Consider the following 13,612-nt stretch of genomic DNA (forward strand, 5'->3'; position numbering starts at 1 on the left):
GTGATGACATGCCGAAACAAATTGATACGATTCTCATTAACATTGGGCAGCTTTTGACGATGGAAAGCAGTGGCCCTCGTGCAGGCAAAAGCATGCAGGATCTTCATGTGATCGAAGACGCTGTTGTCGGCATCCATGAACAGAAGATTGTGTTCGCCGGAAAAAAAGGAGCTGAAGCCGGCTACAAGGCAGAGGAAATCATTGACTGTTCGGGACGGCTTGTAACGCCAGGCCTTGTCGATCCGCACACCCACCTTGTATTTGGCGGATCTCGGGAAAAGGAGATGAATCTGAAGCTTCAGGGCATCTCATATTTAGATATTCTGGCGCAGGGGGGCGGGATTCTCTCTACTGTCAAGGACACCAGAGCAGCTTCAGAAGAAGAGCTGCTGCAAAAAGGCCATTTTCACCTGCAAAGAATGCTGTCCTATGGCACAACCACGGCTGAAGTGAAAAGCGGCTATGGCTTGGAAAACGAAACAGAGCTGAAGCAATTGCGTGTCGCAAAAAAACTGCATGAAATTCAGCCTGTTGACCTTGTCTCCACATTTATGGGAGCCCATGCGATTCCTCCCGAATATCAAAACGATCCATATCAATTTCTGGATCAAATGCTGTCCCTTTTGCCGGAAATCAAAGAGCAGGAGCTCGCCAGCTTTGCAGATATTTTTACAGAAACAGGCGTTTTTACCGTCAGTCAATCCCGCCATTATTTACAAAAAGCGGCTGAGGCGGGCTTCGGCTTAAAAATACACGCAGATGAAATTGATCCGCTTGGAGGAGCTGAATTAGCGGGTGAGCTAAAGGCTGTCTCAGCCGACCATTTGGTAGGTGCCTCAGACGAAGGCATAAAGAAATTGGCTGAGGCAGGAACGATCGCCGTCCTCTTGCCAGGCACGACGTTTTATCTTGGCAAAAACACGTATGCCAGGGCTAGAGACATGATTAATGAGGATGTATGTATCAGCTTGGCAACGGACTTTAATCCTGGCAGCTCGCCGACTGAAAATATCCAGCTGATCATGTCCATTGCCGCGCTTCATCTGAAAATGACTGCGGAAGAAATATGGCACGCGGTCACAGTCAATGCCGCATACGCCATAGGAAAAGGAGAAGAAGCCGGCCAGCTCAAAGCTGGCCGCTCAGCTGATCTAGTCATTTGGCAAGCCTCGAATTACATGTATATTCCGTATCACTACGGCGTCAATCATGTCCATCAAGTCATGAAAAACGGAACTATTGTTGTCAACAGGGAGGGAGCCATTCTTGGATAAATACCCTTTTCTCAGAGAGGCAGGCTCTTCGTTTAAAGACCGGGATGTGACAAAAATGAGTGACCTGATCGCAACATGGGACGGCCAAGGCATTAAGGGGCCAGCATTGATAGGTGTTCCCCTATCAAAATCCTCCATCAGTCATTCCGGCGCTTCCTTTGCACCCGGAACAATCCGCCAGGCCCTGAAACATTCATCGGCCTATTCTGCGGAGCTTGGAGGACATGTCGTATCAGATCTTCTTTACGATCTGGGGGATATCGATATTCATGTCACTGATATCGTCAAGTCACATCATCACATTTTTCAAACCATGCACGCTCTGCTTTCGGATCATCCGGATTGGGTGCCGCTCATACTTGGGGGAGATAACTCTATCAGCTACTCCACAATAAAAGCGATAGCACAAACAAAAGGAACGACAGCGGTGATTCAATTTGATGCCCATCACGATGTTCGCAATACGGAGGACGGGGGGCCGACAAACGGCACCCCCTTCCGCCGCCTTTTGGATGAAGAGATCATTGAAGGTCAACATTTGATCCAGCTGGGGATCAGAGAATTCAGCAACAGCCAGGCCTATGAAGCATATGCAAAAAAACATAACGTGAACATTCACACGATGGACATGATTCGTGAAAAAGGACTAATTCAGACTGTAAAAGAGATTCTGCCCGCTGTTCAGGCGAGAGCAGATACCATTTTTATATCTGTTGACATGGATGTCTTAGACCAGTCCCATGCACCGGGCTGTCCAGCGATTGGTCCGGGCGGTCTTTATACAGACGAATTGCTCGAAGCAGTCAAGTACATCGCACAACAGCCCAATGTCGCCGGGATTGAAATCGTTGAAGTTGATCCTACCCTCGACTTTCGGGATATGACAAGCAGAGCCGCAGCTCACGTTCTGTTACACGCTTTAAAAGGAATGAAACGCTCCCAATTCTAGTGATCTTCTGGCAGGTTGTATTTTGGGCACGAGAAACTCATCTGCCTAATGAACGGCAGCTAAAAGGAGGGCGAGACGGTGAATCTTCAGGAGAACAGCGGTCAACAGCTAAAACGCACGATGAAAAGCAGGCACTTATTTATGATCTCATTGGGAGGCGTCATAGGGACAGGGCTTTTCCTCAGCACGGGTTATACGCTAAACCAAGCCGGACCCGGCGGTACGATACTCGCTTATTTAATCGGCGGGTTGATGATGTACCTCGTCATGCAATGTCTCGGTGAATTGTCGGTCGCCATGCCGGTGACCGGTTCTTTTCAAAAATACGCCACCACATTCATCGGGCCATCTACCGGTTTTATGGTCGGCATCATGTACTGGGTGAATTGGGTGGTGACGGTAGGTTCCGAGTTTACCGCATCCGGCATTCTTATGCAGCGCTGGTTTCCTGACAGCAGCGTATGGATGTGGAGTGCGATTTTCGCAGCCCTTCTTTTTATATGCAACGCATTTTCAGTTAAGTTATTTGCGGAAACTGAATTTTGGTTTTCCAGCGTAAAGATTGTCACCATTATTTTATTTATCATTTTAGGGGGAGCCGCGATGTTTGGCTTGATCTCATTAAACGGGACGGCCGACGCACCTATGCTGTCAAATTTCACGGATCATGGAGGGCTGTTTCCGAATGGCTTTCTCGCCGTTTTTATCGCCATGATATCTGTAAGCTTCGCCTTTTCCGGTACAGAGTTAATCGGCGTTACAGCAGGAGAATCAGCAAATCCCCAAAAGGATATTCCGCGGTCCATCCGTAATGTCGCATGGAGGACAGTTATTTTTTTCATTGGCGCTGTGTTCGTCTTATCCGGATTGATTTCATGGAAGGAAGCAGGCGTGATTGAAAGCCCGTTTGTAGCCGTATTTGCGGAGATCGGTATCCCTTACGCCGGAGATATTATGAATTTCGTTATACTAACAGCCTTGCTGTCTGTCGCCAATTCAGGCCTATATGCTTCAACCCGTATGATGTGGTCGTTGGCAAATGAAAACATGATCAGCTCCCGTTTTAAGAAAGTCACATCGAAAGGCATTCCCTTAAATGCCTTAATGATCAGCATGGCCGTATCTTGTTTATCTCTCGTTTCCAGTATCGTGGCCCCTGGAACTGTCTATGTGGTGATGGTAGCAATTGCTGGATTTGCAGGAGTCGTGGTCTGGATGAGCATTGCGCTGTCCCAGCTCTTGTTTCGGAAAAGATTTCTTCAAAAAGGGGGGAATGTAAAAGATCTGACATTTCGCACACCGCTTTATCCTCTTATGCCTATAGCCGCTCTTTTATTATGCTCAGCTTCTTGTATCGGTCTTGCTTTTGATCCCAATCAAAGAATCGCGCTTTTCTGCGGAATTCCTTGTATCATCCTTTGCTATCTCATCTTCTACTTCAAATCAAAGTTTGAGAGAGCAAAAAAAAGCAGCCAGGAAGAATATCAGATGGATCATATCCTTTAATCAAAAAAGCACACCCCACTCAGGATGGGATGTGCTTTATTTTTATTCTGTAATTAACGTGTGAATCAGTTTTGGCGCCTTCGCTTCTGCTGCAATGCGGATGTTGTCATATACTTTCGCGATGACTTCATCCACGTTTTCGCGATTGGCGTAAAGCGTGACAAGCGGTTCACCTTTTTCTACCTTGTCGCCGACCTTTTTGCGGAGCATGATGCCGACGGCTAAATCGATTTCGTCTTCTTTTGTGGCGCGGCCGGCCCCTAACAGCATCGCTGCGACGCCGATTTCGTCCGCAACGATTTCGGAGACGACACCCGCTTCTTTGGCAGGCACATCCATTTGATATGCAGCTTGCGGAAGCTTAGAAGGATCGTCAACAATCGAGCTGTCGCCGCCTTGGTTTTTCAGGAAGTCCTTGAACTTCTCAAGCGCTTTGCCGTTTTTCATGACTTCTTCCAGCTTTGCTCTCGCCTCGTCAAGTGTCTCGGCCTTTTTCGCAAGCACAACCATTTGGCTGCCGAGCGTTAAGACAAGCTCATGAAGATCCTCAGGCCCCTCACCTTTGAGTGTGTCAATCGCTTCTTTGACTTCAAGCGCATTTCCGATCGCAAAGCCGAGCGGCTGGGACATATCAGAAATAACAGCCATGGTTTGGCGGCCGACGTTATTTCCGATGCGAACCATCGCTTTGGCGAGTTCAGCCGCGTCTTCTTCCGTTTTCATGAAGGCGCCCGCCCCCGTTTTTACGTCAAGCACGATTGCGTCCGCTCCGGCAGCGATTTTTTTACTCATGATCGAACTTGCGATCAGCGGGATGGAATTAACCGTTCCCGTTACATCACGAAGCGCGTACAGTTTTTTATCAGCCGGCGTCAAGTTGCCGCTTTGCCCAATGACAGCGACCTTGTCACGGTTCACAAGCTTAATAAATTCATCCTTCGTCAGTTCCACGTGAAAGCCGTCGATTGCCTCTAATTTATCAATCGTCCCGCCCGTATGGCCGAGGCCTCGGCCGGACATTTTGGCAACCGGCACGCCAAGAGCTGCAACAAGCGGAGCAAGAACAAGTGTTGTCGTGTCACCGACGCCGCCGGTAGAGTGTTTGTCGACTTTAATTCCTTCAATGGCAGAAAGATCAATCGTTTCACCGGAGTTCACCATAGCCATCGTTAAGTCCGCACGTTCACGGTCACTCATATCCTGAAAGAAAATCGCCATGGCAAGTGCGCTTGCCTGGTAATCAGGAATGCTCCCATCCGTATAGCCGTTCACGAAAAATTGAATTTCTTCTGTGGTGAGTTCTTTACCGTTCTGTTTTTTGATGATGATATCTACCATTCTCATTATAGTCACCGATCCTTTTCGATTAAGTTCAGTAAATCAAGCCCACAATTGCCGCTGATAAAAAGCTGACAAGCGTAGCGCCGTATAATAATTTCAAGCCGAAGCGAGCAACGACATTTCCTTGCTTTTCATTCAGCCCTTTTACAGCACCGGAAATGATTCCGATTGAAGAAAAGTTCGCAAATGATACAAGGAACACCGATACGATCGCCGTCGTACGGCCGCTGAAGTCGAAGCCGTTTTGCGTTAGTGACGTCATGGCGACAAATTCATTGGATACCATTTTTGTTGCCATAATGCTTCCCGCATTAACAGCTTCATTCCATGGAATACCCACAAGAAAAGCGAATGGAGCAAACACATATCCAAGAAGGCCTTGGAAGGAAATACCGAATACTGCGTTAAAAATACCGTTAATCAAGGCAATAATCGCAACAAATCCGATCAGCATCGCAGCGACGACTACCGCTACTTTGAATCCGTCAAGGATGTATTCTCCGAGCACTTCGAAGAAGGATTGTTTTTCTTCCTCTTCCACACGAAGCATATCCTCTTCTTTCGCAACCTCGTAAGGATTAATAATAGAAGCGATAATGAAACCGCCAAATAAGTTCAAGACTAGCGCCGTTACAACATATTCCGGTTTCAGCATCGTCATATACGCACCGACGATCGACATTGACACGGTTGACATTGCAGAAGCGCAAAGCGTGTACAAGCGCTGCTGATTTAATAGACCGAGTTCTTTCTTCAAGGAGATAAATACTTCCGACTGTCCTAAAATAGCAGAAGCAACTGCGTTATACGATTCCAGTCTTCCCATACCGTTTACCTTGCTGAGGGCAAGGCCGATATATTTAATAATAAACGGGAGGACTTTCCATTTTTGCAGAATTCCGATCAAAGCGGAAATAAACACAATTGGCAAGAGAACATTCATAAAGAATGTCGTTTGGTCCGCATTGACGAGACCGCCAAACACAAAGTTGATTCCTTCTGCCGCGTATTCAAGCAGGTAATTGAATCCTTTGGCAAAGCCTCCTACAAGGAAATTCCCTATCCCGGTATTGAGGAGAATGTAGCCGAGAATAAATTGCAAAATGAGCATAACAACAATTGGGCGGATCTTAATTCTTTTTTTCCCGCTGCTTGCGATCCATGCAAGGCCTAAAAACACGATTAAACCGATAACCCCAATCAAATACTTCATATGTGTTCTCCTTTATTTGTATTCGCTTACAATAGCTGTTTCCCCAGAAAAGAAAGATAAGCAACGGAAAGCAATGTGCCTTCCGTCAGCTTCTTAGTAGTTGTCTCCGCCTGATGCGTTTTCTCCTTTCACAATGGAAACCCCTGCGCTAGCGCCGATTCGGCTTGCTCCCGCCTCGACCATTGTGTCTACATCTTCTTTCGTTCTGACGCCGCCGGATGCTTTGACGCCGATATCAGGGCCTACTGTTTTGCGCATTAAAGCGATATCTTCCTTCGTTGCGCCGCCTGTAGAGAAGCCTGTTGATGTTTTCACAAAATCCGCTCCAGCAGAAACCGCTAAACGGCACGCCCGTTCCTTTTCTTCATCAGTCAGAAGGCATGTTTCGATAATGACTTTGACAAGCGCTTTTCCGGCTGCAGCTTCCACCACACCGCGAATATCCGCTTCAACGACGTCGTCTTCCTTGTCTTTCAATGCCGCAATATTAATAACCATGTCCACTTCAGTGGCACCTTTTGAAATCGCGTCTTTTGTTTCGAACGCTTTTGTTTCAGTTGTGTTGGCACCAAGCGGGAAGCCGATGACCGTACAAACGTCAACTCCAGTTCCTTCAAGCTCTTTTGCTGCAAGCTCCACCCACGTCGGATTGACGCACACTGAAGCAAATTTGTATGTTTTCGCTTCTTCAATTAGTTGTAGAATTTCCGCTTTTTGTGTATGCGGTTTCAAAGCTGTATGATCAATTATGTTAGCTAATGACATCCTTCGCACACTTCCTTTTTTATTAAGATATTTTTTAGCATAACCGACTTTTGAACATATGTAAATTGGTAATTGAAATTTTGTTCAACGAACGGTGTAAGCGTGTCACAAATCATTAACAAGCGCCCTTGCGGTATGCTGGTCAATGATTAAAATGTTGGCATATTTCCCCATTAACGCACCGTGTATGGAGGACACTTTTCTGCTCCCTCCTGCCACTAAAATGGAGCGTTCCTTCAGCCTGAGGTCTTCAAGCTCGACACCGATGGTCCGGTCATTGATGGCGCTGCTGCAAATATTCCCTTTCGCATCAAAAAATCGTGAACAGATATCTCCGACAGCGTGTTTTTTCAGCAGGGCCTTTTCTTCTTCATTAAAATAACCGAGCCGGAATAACAGCGCTTCGTCACGGACAGTGCCCACCGTGAAGAGAGCGATATTCGCCTGCTTGCCCATTTCAATAATCCGCTCAATATGGCGGTCCTTCTCCACCATTCGCTTCACATCTGCATTGTCAAATACGACGGGAAGCGGGAGATAGCGCGGCATCGTTTGAAAAGCCTCCGCAAACAGCTGAATCGTTTCAGCAGAATACGTGTTTACCCGGGAATGGCTAATGCCGCCTTTCAGCTGGACGACCTCAACGCCTTTTACCTGCTTCGGCTGCATGTTTTGCGCAATTTGATACATGGTGGTTCCCCAGCTGACGCCGACAATGTCACCGTCTTTTACAGTTTCATGCATATATTCTGCACCATAGCGGCTGAGGTCATGTGTAATTCCTGCATAATCGGGTGTCGGGGAAAACACAACATGCGCCTCGAGCAGCCCATATTTCTCTTCAAGCATGGAACCGAGCGCATCCAAATCCTCAAAAGGGTCCATGACGCGAATCTGGACAAATCCTTTTTCTTTTGCATATTGCAGCAGCCGGGAAACGGTCGGCCTTGAAATGTTAAGCTGCTCAGCAATTTGCTGCTGACTGTAGTCAGACTGATAGTAAAGCCTTGCCGCTTCTATGCTTAATTGTTGTTTTTCCCGATCCATTCCGCACCTCCCTTGGACCAGTTCTTAATGAAACTGCTTACGATTTGCTTTTATTATACAGGCTGGCGCCGGCTTTCATCCACCTGATTTCTGAAAAACTGAAAAACGCTCTGGATACAGGTCCGGCCAGAGCTTATTTCTTCCATGTCATATGCTGATAAATTCCTTTCATAATGGCGTACAGTCCATATAGGATCAGCCCGCACGCTAATATAGCCAGAATCATTTTGCCATGCGGCTGCTGCGCGAGTTCGGCGAGCGCGCCGTCAAAGCCTCTTGTGTCGTCAGGATCAGCCGTCATGGCTGTCTTAATAAGAAAATAGCCAATGGCTGAGAAAATAATGGCACGGGCGATATTGCCTGCGCGTCCGGTGCTTTTTGCAATGCATATCATGTGTTTGTTCATTTTTGACGTATCAAATTCTTTCATAAAAGCTGCCCGCACGCCTTTTATAAATTGAACAATTGCAAAGAGGAGAAAACCCGCGCCCGTAAGTCCTGTGAGCCATTGGCCGAACGGCTGTGCCAATACATAAGCGGACCACGTCTGTTCTGAGGTGCTTCCGTCCCCTTGGTCAAACACAAATCGCAAAGCATTCCAAGCAATGGATGCGTAAATGGCGGCGCTGAAAAAGTTTCCCGTTCTCCGCGACAGGCCGCGCCTGCTAGTCCCGTGACCTTCTGTATCCTTAAGCGCACTCAGCACCATCCAGATTACATAACCAATAAGACCAACACCGATAAAAAAAAGCAATATTGACCCATACGGCATGCGTGATAACGTTTGGAGCGCTCCGCTCGAATCTTTTGCGCTGCCTGCCCCGGCAGCCGTCATAAACGCCAAAATCCCGAGCAGGATAAAAACACCGCCGAATGCAAAATAACCAAGCCTCCCGAATCGCTTAATCCAAGGCTTGGTTTCCTGTTTGATTTTTGCCATGTACTGGTCTTTCACGGCCATGTGTCTAACCCTCTTTCCACAGAATCCTTACTGTAACATTCCCGATTGGACAAAGTTGAAACAGCTTTTTTGAATCATTGGCCGGCTGAGGCGTGTTTGTGGTGATCAGCTGAATGTGCGGGCGTCATCCACGCAGCCGCTACGGCAGCTGTAATTCCGCCAGCTACTTTTCCAATGATCATGGCAGCTGCCATTTCTTTTTTCATTCCGACGACACTTTTTGACCTGAAAAGAATTCCGCGGGATTAATGGGGCGGCATTGTGCAGCCTGTATATTCGAATACAGCACGTGAACTGCGTTGTTGATCATGTTTTCAGCGCAGCACGGTCTATTGACAAAAAAAGAAGCTGGCCCCGGATCATGCCGGAATCAGCTGATTGAATCTTAATTAAGTTCTAGAATACTTTCTTCTGCTTTAGCGGAGAACACTTTAGGCTCAAAACGGTCAAGGTCTTCACGACATAAACTTACTTTTTGGATTTGGCGATTGTCGTAGTGGTGGAAATAGTAGTTTCCCGTGTCGTTGCACATCACGGAAGTATATTGCGTATAATGAATTTCGTCTTTTTCCGTTATCACAGCGCCCTTGGGTATCGTCATGTTTGCCAAAATCTGAAAAGCGGCTGTTACACCTTTCGTTTCATCGGCCGCCGGCTCTAGGTGTTCTTTCAAATAAACAGCTCTGACAAACCGGGAAGGCGGTGTATAATCCCCAGGCAGGCCTACAGTTCCTAAGCCTTGGCCAAAAGCGGATAGTGCTAATCCGCCCATCTCTTTGCTCTCTAATTGTTTCGGCCTTATTCCTGTATATTGCTGCAGATTGGTTACATGCCATATAAAGTCGGGGCTGTTCGTCATGACACCTGGTTGATTGTCATAGACTTTGAGGCCATCTGCTCTCGGTTCTATCGTCAGGCTGTGTCCCGTCCGGTCTGACAATATCCAGTGAAGCGGTAAAACGGTATCTAATAGAGCTAATTTCTTCTCCACAATCGTTAAAGAGTGGATCTTTTCTTTGATGTCTTCTAAAGAATTGCAGACTGACAGCGCCCATGTCACAAACTCATGCGGGGAAATGTGAACGGTGTCTTCGCGTATCGTTTTTTCGTACTCCGCATAGCCCGGAAAATAAAGCGCAGCACAGGATAAACCGCTTTCATTAACACCGTCGGCAAATAATATATTTCCAAGCTTTCTCCCCATGCCGATAAACGCGTACTGTGTTTGATGCACCTTTCCGTCAGCTTCACTCGTCCAGCTATAACGGCGCGGATAGAGAATAACCTCCGTCCCCAGCTGAAATGCAAAATCCATTGTTCTCGCTAATAAATGATTTCCGTCAGCAGTTTCCAATGTTAGACTTGTGCACATCTGATTCAATCCCCTTTCCATTCAGATTAAGATCATACATTTTGTGAACAACTTGTTTTATCAGCATAACGAAAGTCAAATAGATTCGTCAAAAGATTCATTACCCAAAATAAAGGTGGGGAAATTCGTTCATGAGAAAAACATATACGATGCTGATGTTTATGTAATTGCTCCCTTTTTTATTTCGGCAACCAAAAATGATTTGCTGACGTTCTAAATATCGGCGCTCCATTCCGAAAAAGGGCAGCTTGAAATGACAGACCTCACAGGCACAACATAACAAAAAATCCAACCTCAAAAAAGGCTGGATATCATTATTTCGCTAAAACAAGCTCGTGAATGGCATGCGCAACACCATGTTCATTATTGGAGCGTGTTTGAAAGTTTGCGGCTTCCAGTACTTCTGGGATAGCATTTGCCATGGCCACGCCGCAGCCCGCCCATTCAATCATTGTCAGGTCATTCCCGTTGTCGCCTATGCACATGACTTCCGCCTGTTCAATTCCAAGCAGCTGCGCCAACTGGCGTACGGCATTTCCTTTGCTGGCTTCAGGATGCAGAATTTCATAAAAGAAAGGCGCGCTTCTGACCATCGTATATGCTTCTCTCACGTCTTTTGGAATCGATGTAATGACGCGGCTTAAGTTCTCCGGTTGATCAATAAACATCACTTTCGGGATAAGGATATCTTTTGGCACCTCGTCAATCTTGCGGAAATGAAGCGGCACTTGTGTCACATAGGATTCGTATACGGTAAATTCGCTAATATCCCGGTTAGGCGTATACAAATTAGATGAGTCAAAAAAATGCATCGGCGTCTTCAGCTCTAAGCTCAGGTCATATAATGAAGTTAAATCATCATAGCCGAGAGACAGCTCCGAGACCACTTCATTTGTATGCGTATTTTGAACAAGCGCTCCGTTATACGCGATGACATAGTCGCCTTCTTCAATTAAATTCAGTTCATCTAAATATCTTCGCACACCCCCGATAGGCCGGCCGGTGCAAAGCACAATTTTGACGCCTTCCGCTTTTGCCGCATGAAGCGCGTTACGGACCTCCTCTGTTACTTCATGATGATCATTTAAAAGTGTTCCATCCATATCAATTGCAATTAGTTTGTACATCCTGCATCTCCTTCATGTCGTTTTCAGGCTATAGTCCCATCATATCGTTTTTTCTTTTTGAGATTCAACCGGAAGAGATGATTTTCTCCGTTTTCTGTATAGTCGCCTTCCTTGTCTTCGGATACGCATGCGCGGTTTTCTCTTTCTTTCTGTCTCTACGTCTCCGTTTTCTGTTTTTTCCTGTTTCATCAGCAGAAAGCCGGCAGCTAAAAACGGAATGCCGATGATATTCAAGATGGCAAGCTTCACACCCGCCGCCGTCAGAAAGAGTCCCCATGCAGAGGCAGGATTCCGTCTGATCATGACGTATGCAGCCATTTCCAGAACAATCAAGATGGCATGAAGCACTACACCATAAATAAGCAATGCAAACGCAGCAAACAACACAACATTCACGATTGCCCCTGAGTAGATCATAGCGCGCATCATTTGGATAAACGATAAGGACTGCATCGATCCGCTGATGACATTAGGGTTATAGATCGTATAGTCACTAAATAAATGCTTAATCTTAAGAAAAGCCCATACTATAAATAGCCACTGAATGATATGTAGAATAAGTCCTGTTACCACCAGGCTTTCAGCTTTTTTATTTCTCATCTTTCTCCTCCTTGCCGGTCTTTGATTCAATTCTTGTCATCGTTTTTGTCTGGCCATTTTGCTCCCAGATCAATGTTCCGTCTTTCCCTCTTTTCAGCGTGCTTTTGAGCGGATAATAGGGGCCGAGATACTGAATCTCAATAGACCCGTCATTGCTTTGGAGACTTCCTTGGTAAATGTGACTGTTGATGATTTCACGCCATACATGGCTCCTGGAGCAATCCCTTCATCCCACGTTCCGTAATAAAACGGCGTCTCTTCTTTTTGCTGTTGGCAGCCCGATAACACGATGCATACAGCCATTAAAAGCAAAATGCCATATTTGTTGATCAATGAGACCACCATCCTTTCCTCCTCTTTTTTGGGCGAATGCCGTGGCACTGTGCCAATAACTACATAAGTTATAAGGAATTCACCCACATTTACATTTTTTTAAGGAGACTGATTACATGAACCCTTATCAATATTACAGCCCGCAGCTGCCTCAGCAGGAACCTTACTATAGCCAATATGATTACAACCCTTATCCGCAGCAGGATGTATACGAGCCATACCAACTTGACAGACAGCCGGCATTGGAAAGAAGAATCGCAGCACTTGAACGGCAAAATGAACAGCAGTCGAGAGAATTAACCCGTCTGACAAACGAAGACCGCCGTCAAAATCGGGAAATTGCACGGATTGCCGAACAGGTCAATCAGCTAAGCCAGGCTGTTGAACGCCATACACGCCGCCTAAATCGGCTCAATCAGCGCCTCCGCACAGTAGAGAACAGGCTGAATATCCCATTTACTGCAGGAGAAGGCGGCTTCTGAAGCAGGAAAAGAAAAAAGCGGAAGACGATTCTCCCGATTTCAGGGTTTCGTTTTCCGCGATCCTTATGTATTCAAACGGACCTTACATAAAAAGGGTTTTTACCAGTATACAATCTTTACCGTTTCCATTCAAAGATAGAGAGGCTAAGGAAAATAATTGTAGTTCCTCTTTTATAGAATTTCTTTTCATTCAAGTTGCATGATAATACCGACTCATGTCAATCGATATTATGGAGGGATTATTTTCATGCATCAAACACAACACGGCTTGCAGCAGCTGAATCAATGCCGCCAGACTGCTCAGCAGCTCATTCAGCAAACTCAGCAAAGCAGCCAGCAATATCGCCAAATGCTTCACCAGGAGCAGCAAAACATCCAAATGCTGCAGCAGATTCTAAACCACGAACAACAAGCTGCACATACCATTCAGCAAGCGTTGCACGGACACGACATGGCCATTCAAAAGTGCCAGCAGGTTGTCAACATGTGCAACCAAATGCAGCAGGAACTTACTGGACAATCCAGCGTCATGAATACGAATGTGTCTACACTTCCATTCGGCCAAAACACGCCATTCCAGCAGCAATCCTACCAGCAGTAACATAAAAAAAGCTCAACACAAGGGACTGACCCCCGTTTTTG

At 46.3% G+C, this 13,612-nt stretch carries 13 protein-coding genes and 2 pseudogenes; 5 read left to right on the plus strand and 10 right to left on the minus strand.

Annotated features, from left to right (window positions below; translation table 11 throughout):
- Window positions 1–8 precede the first annotated feature (8 nt).
- The 3 genes from hutI (at window position 9) to MOC09_RS18820 (ending at window position 3,729) form a co-directional block, all read left to right on the plus strand.
- On the plus strand, window positions 9–1,274 hold the full coding sequence (hutI, locus tag MOC09_RS18810) for an imidazolonepropionase (protein WP_268371510.1): 1,266 nt from the start codon (window positions 9–11) through the stop codon (window positions 1,272–1,274).
- Entirely contained in the window at window positions 1,267–2,223 is a 957-nt protein-coding gene (hutG, locus tag MOC09_RS18815) for a formimidoylglutamase (RefSeq protein ID WP_268371512.1), read from the plus strand. The genes hutI and hutG overlap by 8 nt, the downstream gene beginning before the upstream one ends.
- A gap of 78 nt (window positions 2,224–2,301) precedes the next feature.
- Window positions 2,302–3,729 (plus strand): amino acid permease, encoded by a 1,428-nt coding sequence (locus tag MOC09_RS18820; protein ID WP_268371514.1) that lies wholly within the window; start codon window positions 2,302–2,304, stop codon window positions 3,727–3,729.
- Between the two features lie 42 nt (window positions 3,730–3,771).
- On the opposite strand, the gene MOC09_RS18825 is transcribed toward MOC09_RS18820, so the two are convergent.
- The 10 genes and pseudogenes from MOC09_RS18825 to MOC09_RS18870 form a co-directional block, all read right to left on the minus strand.
- Window positions 3,772–5,073: a pyrimidine-nucleoside phosphorylase gene (locus MOC09_RS18825; RefSeq protein ID WP_268360389.1), complete on the minus strand. Its 1,302-nt coding sequence runs from the start codon at window positions 5,071–5,073 to the stop codon at window positions 3,772–3,774.
- A gap of 28 nt (window positions 5,074–5,101) precedes the next feature.
- A complete protein-coding gene (gene nupC, locus MOC09_RS18830) occupies window positions 5,102–6,283 on the minus strand; it encodes a nucleoside permease NupC (protein ID WP_268360388.1) in 1,182 nt (393 codons plus the stop codon).
- Between the two features lie 93 nt (window positions 6,284–6,376).
- Window positions 6,377–7,048, minus strand: a complete 672-nt coding sequence (gene deoC / locus MOC09_RS18835; protein WP_268360387.1) for a deoxyribose-phosphate aldolase — start codon at window positions 7,046–7,048, stop codon at window positions 6,377–6,379.
- 105 nt (window positions 7,049–7,153) lie between these two features.
- Window positions 7,154–8,095, minus strand: a complete 942-nt coding sequence (gene deoR / locus MOC09_RS18840; protein ID WP_268360386.1) for a DNA-binding transcriptional repressor DeoR — start codon at window positions 8,093–8,095, stop codon at window positions 7,154–7,156.
- 133 nt (window positions 8,096–8,228) lie between these two features.
- Window positions 8,229–9,056, minus strand: a complete 828-nt coding sequence (locus MOC09_RS18845) for a DUF1206 domain-containing protein (protein WP_268360385.1) — start codon at window positions 9,054–9,056, stop codon at window positions 8,229–8,231.
- Between the two features lie 74 nt (window positions 9,057–9,130).
- Window positions 9,131–9,271, minus strand: a pseudogene (locus tag MOC09_RS18850) (ethanolamine utilization protein EutH); the annotation flags it as partial.
- A 170-nt stretch (window positions 9,272–9,441) separates the two neighbouring features.
- Window positions 9,442–10,428 carry a choloylglycine hydrolase family protein gene (locus tag MOC09_RS18855; RefSeq protein ID WP_268360384.1) on the minus strand — a complete coding sequence of 329 codons (987 nt, stop codon included), beginning with the start codon at window positions 10,426–10,428 and terminating at the stop codon, window positions 9,442–9,444.
- A gap of 314 nt (window positions 10,429–10,742) precedes the next feature.
- The gene (gene yidA / locus MOC09_RS18860; RefSeq protein ID WP_268360383.1) at window positions 10,743–11,555 is read right to left on the minus strand and encodes a sugar-phosphatase; all 813 of its coding nucleotides are present in this window, start codon (window positions 11,553–11,555) and stop codon (window positions 10,743–10,745) included.
- Window positions 11,556–11,594: 39 nt separating this feature from the next.
- Complete coding sequence (locus MOC09_RS18865; RefSeq protein ID WP_268371516.1) at window positions 11,595–12,155, minus strand: hypothetical protein; 561 nt, start codon at window positions 12,153–12,155, stop codon at window positions 11,595–11,597.
- A pseudogene (locus MOC09_RS18870) lies at window positions 12,145–12,500 on the minus strand (DUF3255 family protein). The gene MOC09_RS18865 and the pseudogene MOC09_RS18870 overlap by 11 nt, the downstream one beginning before the upstream one ends.
- Before the next feature lie 104 nt (window positions 12,501–12,604).
- On the opposite strand from MOC09_RS18870, the gene cotNE reads away from it, so the two are divergent.
- Window positions 12,605–12,970: an inner spore coat protein CotNE gene (cotNE, locus tag MOC09_RS18875; protein WP_268360381.1), complete on the plus strand. Its 366-nt coding sequence runs from the start codon at window positions 12,605–12,607 to the stop codon at window positions 12,968–12,970.
- A 247-nt stretch (window positions 12,971–13,217) separates the two neighbouring features.
- Entirely contained in the window at window positions 13,218–13,571 is a 354-nt protein-coding gene (locus tag MOC09_RS18880) for a hypothetical protein (protein ID WP_268360380.1), read from the plus strand.
- Window positions 13,572–13,612: the final 41 nt, after the last annotated feature.

This window comes from Bacillus sp. N12A5 (assembly GCF_026790125.1).
In the GTDB taxonomy this organism is placed as follows: domain Bacteria; phylum Bacillota; class Bacilli; order Bacillales; family Bacillaceae; genus Bacillus.